Below are 20,568 nucleotides of genomic sequence, written 5' to 3'. Positions count from 1 at the left end.
GATTATCTAGGGTTAATCCTGATACGGCGCACAACATTTCAAACTCTTTACTTTGTTACAAAGCGGCAACACTTTGCAACCCGCGGACTTTGGTGTCCGTTCTAGAGTGGAAGGCCCGTTTTTGGCATTCCTCGCCGCCATTCGCACGACCGGGACCGCGAACACGGTCCCCGCCGCACGGCGCGGGATGCCGGATTCTATCCCAAAATTAACGGGGTATCCCCCGCCTTCGGCAAGATTCGCGCAGCGCGAGGCACGGCCTTGTTTACAATGCCGGATTACGTTGCGTCCGGCCGCAGGTCGGCATCCGGTCCGGCCGCGACGTTCAACCACCGATTCACCGCACGCATATTTTGGAAGCTCTCACCCCTGCCCAGCGCAACGCCTACAACGCGAAGCTGTCGAGCTACGCGCACCGGCCACTCGCGTTCCTGTTCCGTTACATCCGCCTGCATCCGGTCGCGCACCTCGTCGTGCTCGTCAGCGTGCTGGCCGCCGTCGGCTGCGCGCTCGGCTCGCAATACGCGATCAAGCACCTGATCGACGTCCTCGCGACCGGCCGCCACCACCCGGGCCCGCTGTGGAGCGCATTCGCGCTGCTCGTCGGCCTGATCGCCGCCGACAACCTGCTGTGGCGCGTCGGCGGCTGGTTCGCCGCCCACACGTTCGTCGCGGTCACGGGCGACCTGCGGCGCGACCTGTTCCAGTACCTGATCGGCCACTCGCCGACGTACTACGCGGAAAAGCAGCCCGGCACGCTCGCGAGCCGCATCACCGCGACGTCGAACGCCGTCTACACGTCGGAGAACACGATGGCGTGGAACGTGCTGCCGCCGTGCATCGCGGTGATGGGCGCGATCCTGATGATCATCGTCGTCAACCCGCTGATGGCGGCCGGCCTGCTCGGCTGCTCGGCGGTGCTCTCCGTCGTGCTGTTCAAGCTCGCCGGACGCGGCTCCGCGCGCCATCACACCTTCGCGGCGAAAGCCGCCGCGGTCGACGGCGAGCTCGTCGACGTGATCGGCAACATGGGCCTCGTGCGCGCGTTCGGCATGACGCTGCGCGAGCAGAAGCGCTTCGGCGCGACGGTCAAGGCCGAGATGGACGCGCGCCAGCAGAGCCTGCTCTATCTTGAAAAGCTGCGGCTGCTGCACGCGGTGATCACCGCGATGCTGTCCGCCGGCCTGCTCGGCTGGGCGCTGTGGCTGTGGGACCAGGGCAAGGCGACGTCGGGCGACATCGTGCTGGTCAGCTCGCTCGGCTTCACGATCCTGCACGGCACGCGCGACCTCGCGGTTGCGCTCGTCGACGTCACGCAGCACATCGCGCGCCTCGCCGAAGCCGTGAAGACGCTGCTCGAGCCGCACGGGATGCCGGACCGCTCCGATGCGGTGCCGCTCGCCGCATCCGGCGGCCGCGTCGACTTCGAGCGCGTGACCTTCGCGTATCCGCACCGCCGCCCGATCCTCGACCACTTCGAGCTGCACATCGAGCCGGGCCAGCGCGTCGGCCTGATCGGCAAGTCCGGCGCCGGCAAGTCGACCGTGCTCGCGCTGCTGCAGCGCTTCTACGACACGCAGGACGGCGTCGTGAAGGTCGACGGCCAGGACGTGAAGTCGATCACGCAGGACAGCCTGCGCCATGCGATCGCGCTCGTTCCGCAGGACATCTCGCTGATGCACCGGTCGATCTACGACAACATCGCGTACGGCCGCCCCGACGCGTCGCGCGACGAAGTGCTCGCCGCCGCGCGCGACGCGCGCTGCGCGGAGTTCATCGAGGCGATGCCCGAAGGCTACGACACGATCGTCGGCGACCGCGGCGTCAAGCTGTCGGGCGGCCAGCGCCAGCGCATCGCGATCGCGCGCGCGATCCTGAAGAACGCGCCGATCCTGCTGCTCGACGAGGCGACGTCCGCGCTCGACAGCGCGTCAGAGGAAGCGATCCAGAGCGCGCTCGACCGCCTGATGGTCGGCCGCACGGTGATCGCGATCGCGCACCGCCTGTCGACGCTGCGCAATTTCGACCGGATCATCGTGATGAGCAGCGGCAAGGTGATCGACGACGGCAGCCCGGAAGTCCTGCGCAACCGCCCCGGCCTGTACCGCGACCTGCTCGCGAAACAGCACGGCCGCCATCATGCGGCGCCCGACGGCGGCCCGGCGCCCGGCGAACGCGTCGCCTGACGCGCGGCGCATCCGCCCAAAAACAAAGCCGCAGTGCATCGCGCACTGCGGCTTTTTTCATTTCCGGCGCCGCCGCGGGCGGCGGCTCAAGCGCGCTGCAGGTCGCGCAGGAAGTTGTCGCGCCACACCGACACGTTGTTCTCGCGCAGTTGCGCGATCATGTCCGCATAGCGCGCGCGCCGCTCGGCGAGCGGCATCGACAGCGCCCGCGACAGCGCTTCGGCCATCCCCGCGATATCGATCGGATTGACGATCAGCGCGCCCGTCAGCTCGCGCGCGGCGCCCGCGAAACGCGACAGCACCAGCACGCCGGGATCATCGGGATCCTGCGCGGACACGTATTCCTTCGCGACGAGGTTCATCCCGTCGCGCAGCGGCGTCACGTAGCCGACGCGCGCGAGCCGGTACAGCGCAGCGAGCAGCTGGCGGTCGTACTGGCGGTGGATATAGAGGATCGGCGCCCAGTCGAGCTCCGCAAAGCGTCCGTTGATGCGGCCCGACTCCGCTTCGAGCTGCAGGCGGATGTCCTGGTACGCGCGCAGTTCCGCGCGGGTCGACGGCGCGATCTGCAGGAACGACACGCGGTTGCGGTGCGACGGTTCGTGCTCGAGCAGCTTTTCGAACGCGCGGAAACGCTCGACGAGCCCCTTCGAGTAATCGAGCCGGTCGACGCTCATGATCAGCTGGCGGCCGCGCAGCGACGTCGCGAGCGTGCGCACCGCCTTGCCGTGCTCGCCCGCCTGCGCGAGCGACGCGATCTCGTCCGGATGCACACCGATCGGGTACGCGGCCGCGCGCAGCGTCTGGCCGAATGCACGCACGGTCACCGCGCGAGCGTCACGCCCATCGCGCTCGACCGCACCGTCCGCCTCGGATTCGATGTAATCGCAGAACGCGCGCAGGTCGGGTTCGGTCTGGAAACCGAGCAGGTCGAACGCGCACAGCGCCTCGACGAGCTCGCGATGCGGCGGCACGTTGACGAGCACCTGCGCCGCCGGAAACGGAATGTGCAGGAAAAAGCCGATGCGGTTCTTCACGCCGGCCGCGCGCAGTGCACGGGCGAACGGGATCAGGTGATAGTCGTGCACCCAGATCACGTCGTCGTCCTGCAGCAGCGGCACCAGCTGCTGCGCGAGCCACACGTTCACGCGGCCGTAGCCTTCGAACTCGTGGCGGTCGTACTGGATCAGGTCCGCGCGGTAGTGGAACGCGGGCCACAGCGTCGCGTTCGAGAAGCCGCGGTAGTACTGGTCATAGTCGCGGCGCGACAGGCCGACCGTCGCGAACGTGACCGGCCCGTGCTCCTCGACGCGGATCTGCGGCGCGCCGGACGCGACGACCTCGCCGCTCCATCCGAACCACATGCCGCCGGTTTCCTTCAGCGCGTCGTACACGCCGATTGCAAGCCCGCCCGCCGCCGGCTCGCCTTCGGAAATCGGCGCGACGCGGTTTGAAACGATGATGAGACGGCTCATGCGTGCTGCGGCTCCACGTCGAGCCAGCGGCGGATTTGCGCGTGCAGCGCATCGACCGAGTCGAGCCGCACGCGCGCCGACGTCTCGCCCGCGCCGACCTTGATCGACAGGCCGCCGCGCGCATTGACGACCGCGAACCCCTTCTCGTCGGTCAGGTCGTCGCCCGCGAATACCGGCGTGCGGCCCGCGAACGGCGGCTCGTTGAGGAAGGCCGCGAGCGCGCGCCCCTTGTCGACGCCCTTCGGCTTGATCTCGAACACCATCTTGCCCGGCTGCAGCACATAGGCGTCCGCATATTCGGCGACGAGCCGCTCGGTCGCCTCGCGCGCGATCGCCTCGCGCTCGGGCGCGTTGCGGTAATGCAGCGCGACCGCCGCGCCCTTGATTTCGAGCAGCATGCCCGGATAGCGGTCGACGACGTCCGCGAGCTCGCGCTCGATGCGCAGCAGGCGCGCGTCGTTGAAGCCGACGCGCTGCGTGTCGCCGTTGGCGTCGCGCCGCTCCGCGCCGTGCAGGCCGGCGACCGGCAGGTCGGGCATCTTCAGGTACTGGTCGATGTTGTCGATGGCGCGGCCGGACAGGATCGCGACCGCGCCGTGCGAGCGGCGCCGCAGCGCGTCGAGCAGCGCGAGCAGCGATGGCGGCACCTGAATGCTGTCGGGCGTCGGCGCCAGTTCGACGAGCGTGCCGTCGAAGTCGAAAAAGAACGCGGTATCGGTCAGGGACAGGGAAGCCGGGACGGATTGCATCGAGTCGATTAGTCTGAGCGGTGGCCCGCAAGACCGCCGCTGCACGAGAGGAATTGTGCGCATCTTACCGCGCCTTGGCGTCCGGATGGGCGAAACCGGCGCGCGGCGCGAACGATGCGGCCTCTGCGACATATTGCCCCGCCCCGGCGCGTCGCCCGCGTTTCGCCGGGACGATCGCGGGCGAATTGCGCTACAGTCGCAACCGCCGGCCGCGCGACGCTTGGCGTCGCGTCGGCCGTGCGTCCGTTCCGTCCGATCGAGCCCCTGGATGTCGCCTGCCCCGCCAGTCCCGCCTGCCCATTACGCCCCGCACCGGCGCCTCTCCCGCGTCGCCCGCACGGCCGCGGCACTCGCCGCCGCCGTGGCGCTCGCCGCCTGCACGCGCGGCGAACCGCCCTGGCGCCTGACCGACGTCACCGGCCACCTGCCCGACCTGTCGTTCACGCTGACGGGCGGCAACGGCCGGCCGGTCGACGCGTCCGCGTTCCGCGGCCGTGTCTCGCTCGTCTATTTCGGCTACACGCACTGCCCGGACGTCTGCCCGGAAACGATGGCGCGGCTGATGGAAGTCCTCGCGCAACTCGGCCCGCAGGCGCGCGACGTGCGCATCCTGTTCGTGTCGGTCGACCCCGCGCGCGACACGCCGCAGGCGATGCAGTCGTATGTGGCCGCTTTCGACGCCGAGCACGCGCGCGGCCTGACGGGCACCGACCGCCAGATCGAATCGCTCGCGAAACGCTATCGGGTCGCGTACCAGATGGAACAACGCGATCCGTCGGGCGGCTACGAAGTGACGCACAGCTCGGCGGTCTACATCTTCGACGCGAACGGCCGCGCGCGTCTGCTCGCGACCGACCGCGACAAGCCCGACGCCATCGCCGCCGATGTGCGCCGGATCCTCGACTCCGCTTCCTCCACCTGAGCCCGACTCATGACAACGAAACTCAAGACGCTCGCCCTCCTCGCCGCACTGTCCGTCGGCGCCCACGCCTACGCCGCCGGCGCGATCTCCGCGCAGAACGGCTGGGTGCGCTGGCTGCCGAACAAGCTTCCCGCGGGCGGCTACGTGACGCTCGTCAACACGAGCGACAAGCCGGTCGACCTCGTCGACGTCGACAGCCCCGACTATGGAATGGCGATGCTGCACCAGACCGTCTCGAACGGCTCGACGCAAAAGATGGAGATGGTCGACAAGCTGACGATTCCCGCGCGCGGCAAGGTCGACATCGCGCCGGGCGGCTACCACTTCATGCTCGAGGAGCCGAAGCACGCGATCAAGCCCGGCGACACGGTGCGCATGCGCCTGAAATTCTCCGACGGCGAGACGCTCGACACGCCGTTCGCGGTGAAGTCGCCGGCCCAGGCGAAGTAACGCCGCGCGATGGATCTCCTGTACTGGCTCGATCCGTGGGAACCGTCGCCGACCGTGGTCGTCGCGGTGCTGGCGGCCGGCGTGCTGTTCGCGCGCGGCGTGAAGAAGGCCAAGGTCACGCCGCTGCGGCAATTCTCGTTCTGGCTCGGGCTGACGGCGCTGTACGTCGCGCTGCACACGCGGCTCGACTACTTCTTCGAGCACGAGTTCTTCCTGCATCGCGCGCAGCACCTCGTGCTGCACCACCTCGGGCCGTTCTTCATCGCGCTCGCCTATCCGGGCGCGGCGATCCGCGCGGGCATTCCGTTCCGCTGGCGGCAGCGCTTCGTGCGCCCCGCGCTCGCGTGGCGGCCGGTGCGCGCGACGCTCGACGTCGTGTTCAACCCGGTCGTCGCGGTCGTGCTGTTCGTCGGGCTGATCTATTTCTGGCTGCTGTCGCCGATCCACTTCGTCGCGATGCTCGACTGGCGCCTCTATCGCGTGATGAACTGGAGCATGGTGATCGACGGCCTGCTGTTCTGGTGGCTCGTCGTCGATCCGCGCCCGGCGCCGCCCGCGCGGCTCGCGCCGGGGCGCCGGATCCTGATCGTCGTCGCGGCGATCCCGCCGCAGATCGTGCTCGGCGCGATGATCTTCTTCACGCCGCAGGAGCTGTATCCGATCTACTCGATCTGCGGACGCGCTTTCACGTGGCTAAGCCCGCTGCGCGACCAGCAGATCGGCGGCCTGCTGCTGTGGATTCCGGGCTCGATGATGAGCGTGATCGGCGCGGTGATTGCACTGCGCCACTGGCTGAGGCTGTCCGCGCGCGGACGGCTGCTGGACGAACGCGCGGCGAAGCGCGAGGCCGGCCAGGCGGTCGCGCACCCCGTGCACACCGCTCCCTGACGCGGCGCGCGCCGCCGCGTCAGGCGCGCGCGCTGCGCATCCACACGTGCGGGATGCCGTCCTCGTCGTGCACGTCGGAACTCGGCGCGAAGCCGAACGCACCGTAGAAGCGCTGCAGGTGGGCCTGCGCATGCAGGCTGACCGCCGTATCGGGCCATTGCGCGCGGATGTGCTCGAGCGCGCGCGACAGCAGCGTATTGCCGAGGCCCGCGCCGCGGAACGCGGCGGTCGTCAGCACGCGACCGATCCGGATGTCGGGATCCTGCGCATCGGGCAGCAGTACGCGCAGGTAGCCGGCCAGCCGGCCCGCTTCGTCATACGCGGCCAGGTGCCACGCCGCCTGGTCCGCGTCGTCGATGTCGCGGTACACGCAATTCTGTTCTACGACGAACACCGCGCTGCGTGCGTCGAGGATCGTATAGACCTCGCGCGCCGACAGCGCGTCGAAGGCTTTCCAGCGCCATTCGAGCGCGTCGGTGGCGGACGGGTTTGCGGCGGTTACGGGTGCATTCATGTGCGGTCCTGATTCGGGCGCGCCGGCGGGCGCGCGGCAATCGACGATTATGCCTTGAAGCGCAAGCATCGCGCGACCGCCCTGCACGCACGAAAACGGGCCCCGCATCGCGCGGGGCCCGTCCGTCACGCCGGCATCCTGCCGAAGCGGCCGCTGTTGAAGTCGTCGATCGCTTCGCGAATCTCCGCTTGCGAGTTCATCACGAACGGCCCGTAGCCGACGACCGGCTCGTCGATCGGTTCGCCGCTCAGGATCAGCAGCTTCGCGTCGCCGTTCGCTTCGAGCTCGACGTCACGACCGTCGCGGCTCAACTGCACGAACTGCGCTTCGCGCGCGACCGTTTCGCCGTTCACGAGCACCGCGCCGCTCAGCACGACCACCGCGAGCGTGCGCCCTTCCGCGACCGGAAACCGCGCGCGACCGCCCGCCGCGAGCCGCACGTCCCACACGTCGATCGGCGTGTGCGTGCGGGCCGGACCGCGCCGCCCATCGAGTTCGCCCGCGATGATCCGCGCACGACCCGCGCCTTCCGGCAGCTCGACCACCGGGATGTCGGCGTTCAGCAGTTCCTGGTAGCCGGGCGCGCCCATCTTGTCAGCAGCGGGCAGGTTCACCCACAGCTGCACCATTTCGAGCGGCCCGCCGCGCTTCGTGAACGCCTCCGAGTGGAACTCCTCATGCAGGATCCCGCTCGCGGCCGTCATCCACTGCACATCGCCGGGACCGATCACGCCGCCCGCACCCGTCGAGTCGCGGTGTGCGACCTCGCCGTCATAGACGATCGTGACCGTCTCGAACCCGCGGTGCGGATGCTGGCCGACGCCGCGTGGCGCCGAGGACGAACCCGGCTCGAACGTCGCCGGGCCGGCGTAATCGAGCAGCAGGAACGGACTCAGATGCGCGCCATGCGACTGGTAGCTGAACATCGAGCGCACCGGAAACCCGTCGCCGACCCAATGGCCGCGCGGCGCACTGTACACACCCTGGATCTTCTTCATCATCCTCTCCGAATTGCGGCGAAACCCGTGTTTCGCATCATGGATAGGAATATAGAATCAGAACGATCGATCCGGTAGACTGCGAAAATCGCACTCAGCGTTCTATTTGATGAACGATAACCAGCGGGATCTGAACGATCTCTACTACTTCGTGCAGGTGGTCGACCACGGCGGCTTCGCGCCGGCGGGCCGTGCGCTGAACATGCCGAAATCGAAGCTGAGCCGGCGCATCGCGCTGCTCGAGGCGCGCGTCGGCATGCGGCTGATCCAGCGCTCGACGCGCCGCTTCACGGTGACCGAAGTGGGCCAGACCTACTACGCGCATTGCCGCGCGATGCTCGTCGAGGCCGACGCCGCCGACGAGGCGATCGCGCTGCTGCACGAGGAGCCGCGCGGCATCGTGCGGGTCACGTGCCCTGTCGCGCTGCTCGACTCGCTCGTCGGCGGAATGATCGCGGCGTTCATGAACGCGTGCCCGCACGTCGAGATTCATCTGGAAGCGACCAACCGGCGGGTCGACGTGGTCGGCGAAGGGATCGACGTCGCGTTGCGCGTGCGCCCGCCGCCGCTCGAGGACAGCGATCTCGCGTTGCGCGTGCTGGCCGAGCGCGGGCAGTGTCTGGTCGCGAGCCCGGCGCTGCTGCGCGAGCGCGGCATGCCGGAAGTGCCCGCCGACCTCGCGCGCCTGCCGAGCCTGGACCTCGGCGCGCCGCAGGGCGCCCACGTGTGGCGGCTGCAGGGGCCCGACGGTGCGCGCGCGGAGATTCATCACCAGCCGCGACTCGTCACGGGCGGGATGCTCGCGTTGCGCGCGGCCGCGGTCGCCGGCGTCGGCATCGTGCAGTTGCCGACGATGATGGTGCGCGACGAGATCGCGCAGGGCGCGCTGACCGCCGTGCTGCCGGCTTGGGCGCCCCGCCGCGAGATCGTGCATGCGGTGTTCGCATCGCGCCGCGGCTTGCTGCCGGCGGTGCGCGCGCTGCTGGATTTCCTGGCGCAGCGCTTTGGCGAGCTCGAGCCCGACTGAAGCCGCGGCGCGCGCTTGCGCATTCGCGTGCGCGATGACGCGCGAACCGTCGTCAACGCGCGCTGCACATCGGCGGCATGTGCCGTAGACTGCCGCATGCGCGCATCGCGCATTTTCGACAACCCTTCCGCATTCCAGCCATGTTCACGCTGTCCAACGACCCGCACGCCTCCAAGGCCGATCAATACGCGACGCTCGTCGAGCAGGCCCGCTCGCTCGTCGAGTCGGAACGCGACCTGATCGCCAACGCAGCGAACTTGGCCGCGCTCGTCTATCACGCGCTCGACCGGCTCAACTGGGCCGGCTTCTATTTCTTCGACGGCGCCGAGCTCGTGGTCGGCCCGTTCCAGGGCAAGCCCGCGTGCGTGCGGATCGCGCTCGGCAAGGGCGTGTGCGGCACGGCCGCGCAGACGCGCGAGACGCAGGTGGTGCGCGACGTGCACGCGTTCCCCGGCCACATCGCATGCGACGCGGCGTCCGAATCCGAGATCGTCGTGCCGCTCGTCGCGAGCGACGGCACGCTGATCGGCGTATGGGATGTCGACAGCCCGGTCGCCGCGCGTTTCGATGACGAAGACCGGCTAGGGATGGAAGCGTTGTGCCGCGTGTTCGTCGAGCACGCATGGGAGAAGGCGCAAGGCTGAGTTGCGCGCGTATTCCTGCGCGTTCGCGTCCCGGCAATGCGCGCGCGTAACCGTCAATGACGCGTTGCGAAGCAGGAAAAAGAGAAAGCCCCGAAGCATCGGGGCTTTGCGTGGCGTGCGAGCCGGAGTCGACCTCGCCTGAACGGCTTTGCAGATCAACGAGCTGCTCTTGTCAATGGGCAGACTACCGAGAACCGAAAACGATCGTCGCCAACAGCCGGGGCCGCATCGTACGCGTCGCCGTCATCCCGCACCTGGACGCAGGCGACCGCGCTTGATCATCGCGCCGTCGGCAGCGGCGGCTCGCCCGACGTCGTTGCATTGCGCGCCCAATCGACGAACTCGCTGTCGTAGCGGCGGCCGATGTACGCGACATAGTTCTCATAGCCGTCGTAATCGCCCGCGCGGAAGCGAGAAACGATCGTGTCGACATCGGCGCGATGGCGCTCGAACATGAAGCGCGTCGCCATATAGCCCCACCGGTATGCGCGCGCGACGTAGTCGCTCGACGAGTAACGCGTCTCGAGCACGTCCGAGAAGCGGTATGCGCCCGTGTGCGCGACGTCGATCGATTCCTGATTGTCGTTCTTTCTCGACAGATATTCGGCAACGCCTTCGATCCACCAGACGGTCGGCTTCGCGGTGCTCGCCGTGAAGTCGCCCGCCATGTCGTAGCGGCCGTCAAGGTAATGCGTGAACTCGTGCTCGAGGTTCCACACCTTGAACTCCGGTCGCAGCCACGACGCCTCGTGGGCGATGAAGCGCGCCTGATTGCCGGGCGCCGACGGATCGCCTTCGAGATACATGCCGCCGTTGTCGGTGCTGATTCCGTAGATCACCGACGCGTACTTGCGATAGTTCGCGTAGTCGTCGAAGACGACGAGCTCGATTGTGTCGTTGCGATCGCCCGCGACCGGCTTGCGTCCGGTCTTCATCATCCGGTGAAAGTAATCGTCCTGTCGAGCGACCGCCGTGCATACCGACTGCAACTGCGGCACCGTCATGTCCTGCGCGAGAATGCGCACGCTCGCGCTGCACGCGTAACGATGCGTCAGCACCGCGTCGGCCAGACGCTTCTTGTAGTCGCACGTGCCGTACTCCGCGCAGTTGCCGGGGTCACCGTAGTCGACCGCTTCCGCCGCTGCGAGCCACAGATCGCTGTCCGCGCCCGTCATGCTCGCCGACGCGAGCATGTCCTGGATCATCTTCTTCACGCGCGGCTTCTGCGTCGGATAACGGAGAAAGCGGTAAGTCTCACGCGCCGCGTCGGCGAGCTGATACGCGGCGCTCGTGTTCGACAGGCTCGCGCGGTTCGCGGTGACGAAGCGATTGAGCGTCTCCGGCAGCGTCGCGTCGCTGTCGAGCATCTGCTGCGCGCCGCTGCGCTGATGCGCGTAGAAGAACACCGTCAGCAAGCCGGTGAAACCGCCCGCCGCGCTCCGCTGCAGCAGCGGCGCCGCCGCCTGCGGATTCGTCGCGCTCGCCGTGTAGAAGGCAACACGGTTCTTCAGTGACGGCAGGTAGTACGCCTCGTCCCTCATGTTCGTGATGAGCTTCATCAGCTCGTTCGCGGTGCTCGGCGCACGCGAATTCTCGCGATAGAGTGCATCACCCTCGAGGCTTTGCTTGATATACGGACGCAGCTGCACCGCGAGATTCGGAATCGGATTGGCGATGCCCGATACATCATACTGATAATATGCGGAACGCAGATAAATCAGCAAATTGACCAAAATCAAATTGCTTGCGTCATATCGATATACCTCCTGCACGAAACGACTCGCGACGGCGTGCACATTTTCGGCATTAAAAATCTGCGCGGCCAACGCTTTATCGACTGAAAACAGGCCGTAATGGCATTCGTAATCGGGAAGATTCGCGATGTAGTCGGCGAGTGCCGCGCCGCGATACTGAGTCATCGCCGACATGTCGCGGCAATCGACACCCGATGCGCTGCGTTTGCTGCGCTTGAGCGACTGCTTCTGCTGCGAAGGCTTGGTCAGCACCGCGCGATCCTGCTCGCTGAGCGGCAGGTTGTACTCGGCCTGTTCAGGTGACACCGGCAGGTTCTGCGGCATGCGCGGCATGCGCGGCATGCGCGCCTGCTTTTGCTGCGTCGGCTGCGTGTTGGCCGACGCAGTGCCGACCAGCCCCGCGAATACCGACAACGCCACGGCGGCCGACCAGCGACGGGTTTTTCGAGACACCTCACTTATTAGCATTTTCTTACCCTCGGTTATTTTTATCGAGAAAATATAATAACATTATCTCGATAAATTCAGGGTAATTTCATGTCAAAGTATATATAAGCGCAATAATTTCAATATACACATATAATGCATCTCGCCTTTCAACAAATAGCAGCATTTTTGTCAGTTCATTGGCGCGAGACCAGATCGATCAGTCCTGGGTGGAATTGACCTCTGGTTGTCCTGCTTTTTGGGGCGGCGGTCGTTCGCTCCAACGTCATTCGGGCACCGATGCGCGACGCAGATACTCGCGAATGGCGTCCAGCGTCGTCGAGATCGTTTCCCGTTGCGCGACGCGAGCGACATACGCGTCGACAGGAACGTCAGGGAGTGGCTTAGGGAGAAACGGCGCAGAAAAAAGAAAAGCCCCGCCTGAGCGGGGCTTTTTCTGGAGGCGCGAGCCGGAGTCGAACCGGCCTAAACGGCTTTGCAGGCCGCTGCATAACCGCTTTGCTATCGCGCCGTAAGCGGACTGTTCACTCGCCATGCCGGCAAGCAACAGATTTATTTGATGACCGTCGGTTCATCAAACAAAAAGGGAAGCGTTGCTTCCCCAGTGTCTGGAGCGGGAGACGAGTCTCGAACTCGCGACCTCAACCTTGGCAAGGTTGCGCTCTACCAACTGAGCTACTCCCGCGTTGCCCTGCAATTGCAGCGCTTGCCGTACAACACGCCGCCAAAAAACCTGGAGCGGGAGACGAGTCTCGAACTCGCGACCTCAACCTTGGCAAGGTTGCGCTCTACCAACTGAGCTACTCCCGCGTTGCCCTGCAATTGCAGCGCTTGCCGTACAACGCGCCGCCAGAAACCTGGAGCGGGAGACGAGTCTCGAACTCGCGACCTCAACCTTGGCAAGGTTGCGCTCTACCAACTGAGCTACTCCCGCATGCTGCTTCTGCTTCGCCACACTCACTTCGTCGTGCAGCGGAGAAGCGAGATTATGTCGAAGGCGCATTCGGGTGTCAAGGGTTTTTCGCGCCCTTTTTCCAAAAAATTCTCCGCCCCGGCATCGCAAGCCGCGTCACACGCGGCTGCGCTCGCGAATCTGCGGCCACGCGAGCTTCATGTAGTACAGCATCGACCAGATCGTCAGCACTGCCGCGAGATACATCAACCACTCGCCCCATACGCGCGTGTCGAGCGTCGCGAAACCGAGCGGCAGCGGCCCGTAGTACAGCAGCATCGGAATCGCGACCATCTGGCATGCGGTCTTGAACTTGCCGAGCTGGTTCACCGCGACGCTCTTCGATGCGCCGATCTGCGCCATCCATTCGCGCAGCGCCGAGATCGCGATTTCGCGGCCGACGATCACGAGCGCGATCGCCGCGTCGACGCGTGAAATCTGCACGAGGATCAGCAGCGCGGCCGTCACCATCAGCTTGTCCGCGACCGGGTCGAGGAACGCGCCGAACGACGACGTCTGATTCCATTTGCGGGCCAGGTAACCGTCGAACCAGTCCGTCAGCGCGGCGAGGATGAAGATCAGCGCCGCCGCGAGGTTGCGGTGCGCGCCGCCCATCACCGTGTCCGGCAGATAGAACACGCCGACGACGAGCGGAATCAGCACGATCCGCACCCACGTCAGGAAAATCGGGAAATTGAACGGCATGGCATCCGGGACAGTAAAGGATTCGCAATTGTGCCGCGTCGACCGCCCTGCCACAAGCGAGGCGGGCGGCCGCGACGCCGGTCAGTGCAGTTGCCTGTAGATCTGCTCGGCGAGCGCGCGCGAGATGCCCTCGACGCTCGCGAGTTCGTCCACGCTCGCCGCGACGACGCCGCGCAGCCCGCCGAAGCGGGCGAGCAGCCGCTGCCGGCGTTTCGCGCCGACCCCTTCGAGCTCCTCGAGCCGCGACGTCTGGCGGGCCTTCGCCCGCTTCGCGCGCATTCCGGTGATCGCAAACCGGTGCGCCTCGTCGCGGATCTGCGCGACGAGCATCAGCGCGGCGCTCTCCTTGCCGAGCTCGAGCGGCGCGCGGCCGTCGGCGAACACGAGCGTCTCGAGCCCGACCTTGCGCCCCTCGCCCTTCGCGACGCCGACCAGCATCGACGTGTCGAGGCCCAGCTCGGTGAACACCTGCCGCGCGATCTCGACCTGCCCCTTGCCGCCGTCGATCAGCACGATGTTCGGCAACAGGCTCGCGGCCTCGGCCTGGCGCGTCGTCTCGCCGTCGATGCCGGCCGCGTCGTCGACCGCCGCCGCCTGCGCCGCCTGCTCGACCATCTTCTCGTAGCGGCGCGTCAGCACCTGCCGCATCGCCGCGTAATCGTCGCCGGGCGTGATGCCGGTGATGTTGTAGCGGCGGTATTCGCCGGACTGCATCTTGTGGTGGTGATAGACGACGCACGATGCCTGCGTCGCCTCGCCCATCGTGTGGCTGATGTCGAAGCACTCGATCCGCAGATGCGCGAGGTCGTCGTTCTCGAAGCTGAGCGTGTCGGCAAGCGCGCGCGTGCGCGCCTGCTGCGAGCCCTGCTCGGACAGCAGCCGTGCGAGCGCGAGGCCCGCGTTCTGCTCGGCCATCGACAGCCACGCGCGCCGCTGGCCCTGCGGCTGCCGCACCAGGGCCACCTTGTGGCCGGCCTGCTCGGACAGCAGGTCGAGCAGGTCGCGGCTCGCGGGCGCATGGCTCACGACGAGCACCGGCGGCACGCGGTTGCCGAGGTAATGCTGCGCGATGAACGCGTCGAGCACCTCGGCCTCGACCGACGCCTGCGCATGGCGCGCGCCGGCTGCGTCTTCCTCCGGCTGGTCGGGCAACGCCTCGACCGCCGGCTCGGCCTCGACCTCGAGCCCGCCTTCCGCAAGCGTCAGCGCGCTCTCGACGTGCGTCGGGAAATACGCCTTGTCGCCGAGATGCCGGCCGCCGCGCACCATCGCGAGGTTCACGCACACGCGCCCGCCCTGCGCGACCACCGCGAGGATGTCGACGTCGCTATCGCTGCCGACCTCGATCGCCTGCTGATGCAGCACGGTCGCAAGCGAGCTCATCTGGTTGCGCACGGCCGCCGCCTGCTCGAACTTCAGCTCCGCCGCGAACCCGTGCATCTTCTGTTCGAGCTCCTTCATCACTTCGGACTGCCGGCCGAGCAGGAAGCGCGCGGCGTTCGACACGTCGCGCGCATAGTCCTCATCGGAGATCGCGCCGACGCACGGCGCGGTGCAGCGCCCGATCTGGTGCAGCAGGCACGGCCGCGTGCGGTTGTTGAACACCGAATCCTCGCAGGTGCGCAGCTGGAACACGCGCTGCAGGATCTGGATGCTCTCGCGCACGGCCCACGCGCTCGGGAACGGCCCGAAATACTGGTTCTGCTTGTCGACCGCGCCGCGGTAATACGCCATCCGCGGAAAGCGGTGCGCGGTCAGCTTCAGGTACGGATACGACTTGTCGTCGCGAAACAGGATGTTGTAGCGCGGCGCAAGCGCCTTGATCAGGTTGTTCTCTAGCAGCAGCGCTTCGGCCTCCGAGCGCGTGACGGTCGTCTCGACGCGCGCGATGCGCGTGACCATCATCGCGATGCGCGGCGACAGCTGCGTCTTCGTGAAATAGCTCGACACGCGCTTCTTCAGGTCGCGCGCCTTGCCGACGTAGAGCACCGCGCCGGCCGCGTCGTAATAGCGGTAGACGCCGGGCAGGTGCGGCAGCTGCGCGAGGATCTTCTTCGGTTCGAACGGGGCTTCGGGGGCTTCTGGGGATGTCATGCGTGATCCGGGCGCCGCGAGGCGCGCGAACGGGTCTATTAGAATCGCCAGTTTAGAGCATTCCACCTGCCCGCTTCGATGCCACGCACCGCCCCCCGCCCCCACGACCCGACGCCGCGCGCGCCGGACGAAACCGTCGCCTGCGACATCTTCTGCACCGTCGTCGACAACTTCGGCGACATCGGCGTGTGCTGGCGCCTCGCGCGCCAGCTCGCGCACGAGCACGGCTGGCAGGTGCGGCTCATCGTCGACGACCTGCGCACGTTCGCGCGCCTCTTGCCCGGCGTCGAGCCCGACGCGCTGCGGCAGACCGCCGACGGGGTCGTGATAGAACACTGGCACGCCGAGGTCGGCGACGCGATCGAGATCGCCGACGTCGTGATCGAGGCGTTCGCGTGCGAGTTGCCGGCCCCGTATCTCGCGGCGATGGCGCGCCGCGAGCGCCGGCCCGTGTGGATCAACCTCGAATACCTGAGCGCCGAGGACTGGGTCGCCGACTTCCATCTGCGGCCGTCGCCGCATCCGCGCTACCCGCTCGTCAAGACGTTCTTCTTCCCCGGCCTGTCGGCCGGCACCGGCGGCGTGCTGAAGGAACGCGACCTCGACGCGCGCCGCGCGGCCTTCGACGCCGACACGCACGCGCGTGCCGCCTGGTGGCGGCGCGCGACGGGCGACGCGCCGCCCGCGCCGGGCACGACGGTCATCAGCCTGTTCGCGTACGAGAACCCGGCCGTCGACGCGCTCCTCGCGCAGTGGCGCGACAGCCCGTCGCCGGTCGTCGCGCTCGTGCCGGAGGGGCGCGTATCGCCCGCCGTCGCGCGTTTTTTCGGGGTCGAGTCGTTCGGCGCCGGCGCTCGGGCGAGCCGCGGCAATCTCGCCGCGTACGGGCTCGCATTCGTCCCGCAGTCGGACTACGATCCGCTGCTGTGGGTCGGCGACCTGAACCTCGTGCGCGGCGAGGATTCGTTCGTCCGCGCGCAATGGGCGCGCAAGCCGTTCGTGTGGCACATCTATCCGCAGGCCGACGACGCGCACCTGCCGAAGCTCGACGCCGCGCTCGCGCATGTCGGCGCCGGCCTCGCCGACGCGCCGCGCGACGCGCTCGCCCGCTTCTGGCACGCCTGGAACGGCGCGGGCACGCCCGACTGGGCCGATTTCTGGCAGCATCGCGCGGCGCTGCAGGCGAATGCGGACCACTGGGCCGACGCGCTGGCGGCCGTCGGCGATCTCGCCGGAAAGCTGGCCGAATATGCAAAATCTCAGTTAAAATAAGCGGTTATCCGACGGCTGACCACGCAAGCGCTTGCTTTTGGCGCCCGCCCGGAACGCACCTGCTTGCGCCGTCAGCCGTTGCGCAACGCTCAGGCACCTATTTATTTGATTTGATCAGGACAGTTTTTTTATGAAAACCGCACAGGAACTCCGCGTAGGCAACGTCGTGCAGATCGGCAGCGACGCTTGGGTCATCGCGAAAACGGAATACAACAAGTCGGGCCGTAACGCCGCCGTCGTCAAGATGAAGATGAAGAACCTGCTGACCAACGCAGGCCAGGAGTCGGTCTACAAGGCCGACGACAAGTTCGACGTCGTCGTGCTCGACCGCAAGGAAGTGACGTACTCGTACTTCGCCGACCCGATGTACGTGTTCATGGACGCCGACTACAACCAGTTCGAAGTCGAAGCGGAAATGATGGGCGACGCGCTCCACTACCTCGAAGACGGCATGGCTTGCGAAGTCGTGTTCTACAACGAGAAGGCGATCTCGGTCGAACTGCCGACGATCCTCGTGCGCGAAATCACCTACACCGAGCCGGCCGTCAAGGGCGACACGTCGTCGGGCAAGGTGCTGAAGAACGCGAAGCTCGCAACCGGTTTCGAACTGCAGGTTCCGCTGTTCTGCAACACCGGCGACAAGATCGAAATCGACACGCGTACGCACGAATACCGCAGCCGCGCGTAATCGCCGGGCGGTATCCGCATCGAACAAAGCGCCCTTCGGGGCGCTTTTGTTTTGTCGGCGCCAACGGCACGCCCCTGCCCGACACCGGAATGCACCACAAAAGCGACGCATAAAGATATTCAATTTGTATCATCGGTAACTGTTTTATAGCGATGGAGAAATAATCTTCGTTACGCGTTCGCCGGGGCATAAAATCAGTTTTTAATCTCGAAATGCGGCTGCGGATTTTTGGCCGATGGCCCGCCTCTCTTGACACGACACGCGTCCACCATGCCACACGCCCTGATTGTCGAAGACGATCCCAACAGTCTGTCCGGCCTCACCGCGCTCCTCGCTGCGGACGGCTTCTCGGTCGACACGGCCACGTCGCTCGCCGAAGCGCGCACCGCGCTCGGCCGCTCGATCCCCGATGTCGTCCTCGTCGACCTGAACCTGCCGGACGGCAGCGGGTTCGACCTGCTTCAGCACCTGCCGCAGCAGCAGCCGAACGGCTCGCTGCCGGTCATCGTGCTGACCGGCAACGCGACGGTCGAAAGCGCGATCGAAGGCCTGCGCCACGGAATCTGGGACTACCTCCTCAAGCCGATCAACATTCCGCGCCTGCGCAGCCTGCTCGCGCGCATTCCCCGGCCCTACGAACTGATCGACGAAGTGCAGTCGCTGCGCGCGTCGCTGCGGCACCTCGGCCGCTTCGGCGCGCTGGTCGGCCGCAGCGAAGCCATGCAGCACGTGTGCGACATGATCGAGCACAACGCGCGCACCGAAACGGCCGTGCTGTTCTCGGGCGAGGCCGGCACCGGCAAGAAGCTGGCCGCGCGCACGCTGCATGACCTGAGCCGCCGCCGCAAGGGGCCGTTCGTCGCGTTCGACTGCCGCACGCTCGCGCAGGTCGAGCACCACGGCGCGGCGCTCGACAGCGTGCTGTTCGGCCACGAGCGCGGCGCATACGACGGCGCCGAGCGGCGCGAGTCCGGCCTGTTCGAGCAGGCGAGCGGCGGCACGCTGTTCCTCGACGAGATCACCGCGCTGCCGCTCGTGCTGCAGGAAGCGCTGCTGCAGGCGCTCGACTCGCAGAACTTCATGCGCATCGGCGGCACGAGCCCGGTCGCGAGCGACTTCCGGCTGATCGCCGCCACGCGCCGCCCGGCGCGCGAAGCGGTCGCGAGCGGCACGCTGCGTGAAGATCTGTGGCTGCGCCTCGACGCGGCGTCGATCACGATGCCGCCGCTGCGCGAACGCGACGGCGATGCGCTGTCGATCGCCGATGCGCTGATCGACGAACTGAACCGCGAAGCGCGCGCGACCGGCCGCAGCACGACCGACAAGCGCGCCGCACCGGGTTTCGTGCGCGAATGCCTGTCCTACGAGTGGCCGGGCAACGTGCGCGAGCTGCAGGAGCGCGTGCGCTTCGCGTACGACGCGTCCGGCGACTTCATCGACACGCTGCGCGCCGGCGAAGCGAGCTTCTCGGCGGGCGCCGCGCTGAACGGCAGCAGCGTGCAGATCAAGGTCGGCACGCCGCTGTCGGACGTCGAGGACCTGCTGATCCGCGCGACGCTCGATGCGGTCGGCGGCACGCGCCATCGCGCGGCGACGCTGCTCGGTATCAGCCCGAAGACGCTGTACAACAAGCTGCAGCGGATGAAGGTGAACTGAGCCGCCGCACATGAAACAGCCCGAATCGGCGTCTGCCGATCGGGCTGCTCCGGTCAGCCTGACCGGCATCCTGAAGCCGCGCGCGTTGCGCGGCTTTTTCGTTTCTCGCGCTTACGCGAACGCGTCGCGCAGCAGCGCCTGCGCACCCAGATACTCGGGCTGCGCGATCAGCTTGTCCCACCTGGCCGGCTTGCCGCGCGCGCGCATCCGCTTGAGGCGTCGCACCGAGTCCGCCGACGGCTGCGCCTTCAAGCCGTTCAGCACGGTTTCGGCCGCCTCCGGCTGGTTGCAGACGAGCACCATGTCGCACCCGGCCGCGAGCGCGGCTTCGGCCGCCTGCGTCAGCGTGCCGCCCTCGCGCGCGGCCTCCATCGACAGGTCGTCGCTGAAGATCGCGCCGGTGAAGCCGAGCCGGCCGCGCAGGATGTCCTGCAGCCAGACCCGCGAGAAGCCGGCCGGCCGCGCGTCGACCTGCGTATAGATCACGTGCGCCGGAATCACCGCCGCCAGCGACAGGCCGAGCCAGTCGTAAGGCGCGACGTCCTGCTTGAGGATCGTGTCGAGCGGCCGGTCGTCGGTGGGCAGCGCGACGTGCGAATCGGCTTCCGCAAAACCGTGCCCGGGGAAATGCTTGCCGCAGTTCGCCATCCCCGCGAGCGAGAGCCCGTGGTTCACGCTCTTCGCGAGCATCGTCACGACGCGCGGGTCGCGATGGAACGCGCGATCGCCGATCACCTTCGAGTGGCCGTAGTCGAGGTCGAGCACGGGCGTGAAGCTCATGTCGATTCCGCACGCGCGCAGCTCCGCGGCGAGGATGTAGCCGACCGCGGTCGCGACCTTCGTCGCCCGCAGCACGTCCTGGTCCCACAGCTCGCCGAGGCGGCGCATTGCGGGCAGCACCGTGAAGCCGTCGGTGCGAAAGCGCTGCACGCGGCCGCCCTCGTGATCGACGGCAATCAGCACGTCCTCGCGGATCGCGCGAATTGCATCGGTCAGCGCGGTCAGCTGCGCACGATTCTGGAAGTGCCGCGCGAACAGGATCACGCCGCCGGTGTTCGGATGCGCGAGACGGCGCGCATCGTCGCGCGTCAGGGCCGTGCCGACGACGTCGAGCATGACCGGGCCGGGAGTCGTTTTCATCGAATCG

Annotated in this window: 17 protein-coding genes and 4 tRNA genes; 9 read left to right on the top strand and 12 right to left on the bottom strand. The window is 67.2% G+C overall.

All coding sequences use genetic code 11. The features are described 5' to 3' along the window. Positions 1-353 precede the first annotated feature (353 nt). A complete protein-coding gene (locus B7P44_RS06000; protein ID WP_084901748.1) occupies positions 354-2,186 on the top strand; it encodes an ABC transporter ATP-binding protein in 1,833 nt (610 codons plus the stop codon). 86 nt (positions 2,187-2,272) lie between these two features. On the opposite strand, the gene otsA is transcribed toward B7P44_RS06000, so the two are convergent. Then, positions 2,273-3,661: an alpha,alpha-trehalose-phosphate synthase (UDP-forming) gene (otsA, locus tag B7P44_RS05995; RefSeq protein ID WP_084901745.1), complete on the bottom strand. Its 1,389-nt coding sequence runs from the start codon at positions 3,659-3,661 to the stop codon at positions 2,273-2,275. After that, positions 3,658-4,410, bottom strand: coding sequence for a trehalose-phosphatase (otsB, locus tag B7P44_RS05990; RefSeq protein WP_084901743.1), 753 nt, complete (start codon positions 4,408-4,410; stop codon positions 3,658-3,660). Before otsB ends, otsA begins: the two co-directional genes overlap by 4 nt. A 268-nt stretch (positions 4,411-4,678) precedes the next feature. On the opposite strand from otsB, the gene B7P44_RS05985 reads away from it, so the two are divergent. Genes B7P44_RS05985 through B7P44_RS05975 form a run of 3 tightly spaced genes read left to right on the top strand, consistent with a single transcriptional unit; the run spans position 4,679 to position 6,670 of the window. After that, the gene (locus B7P44_RS05985; RefSeq protein ID WP_084901740.1) at positions 4,679-5,332 is read left to right on the top strand and encodes an SCO family protein; all 654 of its coding nucleotides are present in this window, start codon (positions 4,679-4,681) and stop codon (positions 5,330-5,332) included. Positions 5,333-5,341: 9 nt separating this feature from the next. Next, a complete protein-coding gene (locus tag B7P44_RS05980; RefSeq protein ID WP_059757352.1) occupies positions 5,342-5,782 on the top strand; it encodes a copper chaperone PCu(A)C in 441 nt (146 codons plus the stop codon). Between the two features lie 9 nt (positions 5,783-5,791). Then, positions 5,792-6,670 (top strand): cytochrome c oxidase assembly protein, encoded by an 879-nt coding sequence (locus B7P44_RS05975; RefSeq protein WP_084901737.1) that lies wholly within the window; start codon positions 5,792-5,794, stop codon positions 6,668-6,670. Positions 6,671-6,689: 19 nt separating this feature from the next. Here the strand turns inward: B7P44_RS05975 and B7P44_RS05970 are convergent, their stop codons facing one another. Both B7P44_RS05970 and B7P44_RS05965 read right to left on the bottom strand, forming a co-directional pair. Next, positions 6,690-7,184 (bottom strand): GNAT family N-acetyltransferase, encoded by a 495-nt coding sequence (locus tag B7P44_RS05970; RefSeq protein ID WP_084906450.1) that lies wholly within the window; start codon positions 7,182-7,184, stop codon positions 6,690-6,692. Positions 7,185-7,309: 125 nt separating this feature from the next. Further along, on the bottom strand, positions 7,310-8,182 hold the full coding sequence (locus B7P44_RS05965; protein WP_084906448.1) for a pirin family protein: 873 nt from the start codon (positions 8,180-8,182) through the stop codon (positions 7,310-7,312). Between the two features lie 109 nt (positions 8,183-8,291). Between B7P44_RS05965 and B7P44_RS05960 the strand changes: the two genes are divergently transcribed. Together B7P44_RS05960 and B7P44_RS05955 are read left to right on the top strand one after the other, a co-directional pair. Next, the gene (locus tag B7P44_RS05960) at positions 8,292-9,209 is read left to right on the top strand and encodes a LysR family transcriptional regulator (RefSeq protein WP_084901735.1); all 918 of its coding nucleotides are present in this window, start codon (positions 8,292-8,294) and stop codon (positions 9,207-9,209) included. 140 nt (positions 9,210-9,349) lie between these two features. Beyond that, positions 9,350-9,853 carry a GAF domain-containing protein gene (locus B7P44_RS05955; RefSeq protein WP_084901733.1) on the top strand — a complete coding sequence of 168 codons (504 nt, stop codon included), beginning with the start codon at positions 9,350-9,352 and terminating at the stop codon, positions 9,851-9,853. 278 nt (positions 9,854-10,131) lie between these two features. On the opposite strand, the gene B7P44_RS05950 is transcribed toward B7P44_RS05955, so the two are convergent. From B7P44_RS05950 to uvrC, 7 genes are all read right to left on the bottom strand, one after another. Then, positions 10,132-12,075, bottom strand: a complete 1,944-nt coding sequence (locus B7P44_RS05950; protein WP_084901731.1) for a collagenase — start codon at positions 12,073-12,075, stop codon at positions 10,132-10,134. A gap of 416 nt (positions 12,076-12,491) precedes the next feature. Then, positions 12,492-12,565: transfer RNA gene (locus B7P44_RS05945), tRNA-Cys, on the bottom strand. 98 nt (positions 12,566-12,663) lie between these two features. Further along, positions 12,664-12,739, bottom strand: a tRNA-Gly gene (locus B7P44_RS05940). Positions 12,740-12,788: 49 nt separating this feature from the next. Continuing rightward, a tRNA-Gly gene (locus B7P44_RS05935) sits at positions 12,789-12,864 on the bottom strand. A gap of 48 nt (positions 12,865-12,912) precedes the next feature. After that, a tRNA-Gly gene (locus B7P44_RS05930) sits at positions 12,913-12,988 on the bottom strand. Between the two features lie 135 nt (positions 12,989-13,123). After that, a complete protein-coding gene (gene pgsA, locus B7P44_RS05925) occupies positions 13,124-13,711 on the bottom strand; it encodes a CDP-diacylglycerol--glycerol-3-phosphate 3-phosphatidyltransferase (protein ID WP_084901730.1) in 588 nt (195 codons plus the stop codon). Between the two features lie 81 nt (positions 13,712-13,792). Then, positions 13,793-15,805, bottom strand: coding sequence for an excinuclease ABC subunit UvrC (gene uvrC, locus B7P44_RS05920; protein WP_084901727.1), 2,013 nt, complete (start codon positions 15,803-15,805; stop codon positions 13,793-13,795). Positions 15,806-15,883: 78 nt separating this feature from the next. Here uvrC and earP point away from each other — a divergent pair, with 78 nt between their 5' ends. The 3 genes from earP (at position 15,884) to B7P44_RS05905 (ending at position 19,421) form a co-directional block, all read left to right on the top strand. Next, positions 15,884-17,077 (top strand): elongation factor P maturation arginine rhamnosyltransferase EarP, encoded by a 1,194-nt coding sequence (gene earP / locus B7P44_RS05915; protein ID WP_084901725.1) that lies wholly within the window; start codon positions 15,884-15,886, stop codon positions 17,075-17,077. 130 nt (positions 17,078-17,207) lie between these two features. Then, positions 17,208-17,765 carry an elongation factor P gene (gene efp, locus B7P44_RS05910; protein WP_084901722.1) on the top strand — a complete coding sequence of 186 codons (558 nt, stop codon included), beginning with the start codon at positions 17,208-17,210 and terminating at the stop codon, positions 17,763-17,765. A gap of 270 nt (positions 17,766-18,035) precedes the next feature. Continuing rightward, positions 18,036-19,421 (top strand): sigma-54-dependent transcriptional regulator, encoded by a 1,386-nt coding sequence (locus tag B7P44_RS05905; RefSeq protein ID WP_084901720.1) that lies wholly within the window; start codon positions 18,036-18,038, stop codon positions 19,419-19,421. A 111-nt stretch (positions 19,422-19,532) separates the two neighbouring features. On the opposite strand, the gene nagZ is transcribed toward B7P44_RS05905, so the two are convergent. Next, positions 19,533-20,561, bottom strand: a complete 1,029-nt coding sequence (nagZ, locus tag B7P44_RS05900) for a beta-N-acetylhexosaminidase (RefSeq protein WP_084901717.1) — start codon at positions 20,559-20,561, stop codon at positions 19,533-19,535. Positions 20,562-20,568 lie beyond the last annotated feature (7 nt).

This window comes from Burkholderia ubonensis subsp. mesacidophila (assembly GCF_002097715.1).
GTDB classification, from domain to species: domain Bacteria; phylum Pseudomonadota; class Gammaproteobacteria; order Burkholderiales; family Burkholderiaceae; genus Burkholderia; species Burkholderia mesacidophila.
This window is presented reverse-complemented; position numbering and strand designations above follow the sequence as displayed.

Coding starts and splice junctions, on each gene's coding strand:
- otsA (WP_084901745.1), bottom strand. CDS start 3,661: ATGAGCCGTCTCATCATCGTTTCAAACCGCGTCGCGCCGATTTCCGAA.
- otsB (WP_084901743.1), bottom strand. CDS start 4,410: ATGCAATCCGTCCCGGCTTCCCTGTCCCTGACCGATACCGCGTTCTTT.
- B7P44_RS05985 (WP_084901740.1), top strand. CDS start 4,679: ATGTCGCCTGCCCCGCCAGTCCCGCCTGCCCATTACGCCCCGCACCGG.
- B7P44_RS05980 (WP_059757352.1), top strand. CDS start 5,342: ATGACAACGAAACTCAAGACGCTCGCCCTCCTCGCCGCACTGTCCGTC.
- B7P44_RS05975 (WP_084901737.1), top strand. CDS start 5,792: ATGGATCTCCTGTACTGGCTCGATCCGTGGGAACCGTCGCCGACCGTG.
- B7P44_RS05970 (WP_084906450.1), bottom strand. CDS start 7,184: ATGAATGCACCCGTAACCGCCGCAAACCCGTCCGCCACCGACGCGCTC.
- B7P44_RS05965 (WP_084906448.1), bottom strand. CDS start 8,182: ATGAAGAAGATCCAGGGTGTGTACAGTGCGCCGCGCGGCCATTGGGTC.
- B7P44_RS05960 (WP_084901735.1), top strand. CDS start 8,292: ATGAACGATAACCAGCGGGATCTGAACGATCTCTACTACTTCGTGCAG.
- B7P44_RS05955 (WP_084901733.1), top strand. CDS start 9,350: ATGTTCACGCTGTCCAACGACCCGCACGCCTCCAAGGCCGATCAATAC.
- B7P44_RS05950 (WP_084901731.1), bottom strand. CDS start 12,075: ATGCTAATAAGTGAGGTGTCTCGAAAAACCCGTCGCTGGTCGGCCGCC.
- pgsA (WP_084901730.1), bottom strand. CDS start 13,711: ATGCCGTTCAATTTCCCGATTTTCCTGACGTGGGTGCGGATCGTGCTG.
- uvrC (WP_084901727.1), bottom strand. CDS start 15,805: ATGACATCCCCAGAAGCCCCCGAAGCCCCGTTCGAACCGAAGAAGATC.
- earP (WP_084901725.1), top strand. CDS start 15,884: ATGCCACGCACCGCCCCCCGCCCCCACGACCCGACGCCGCGCGCGCCG.
- efp (WP_084901722.1), top strand. CDS start 17,208: ATGAAAACCGCACAGGAACTCCGCGTAGGCAACGTCGTGCAGATCGGC.
- B7P44_RS05905 (WP_084901720.1), top strand. CDS start 18,036: ATGCCACACGCCCTGATTGTCGAAGACGATCCCAACAGTCTGTCCGGC.
- nagZ (WP_084901717.1), bottom strand. CDS start 20,561: ATGAAAACGACTCCCGGCCCGGTCATGCTCGACGTCGTCGGCACGGCC.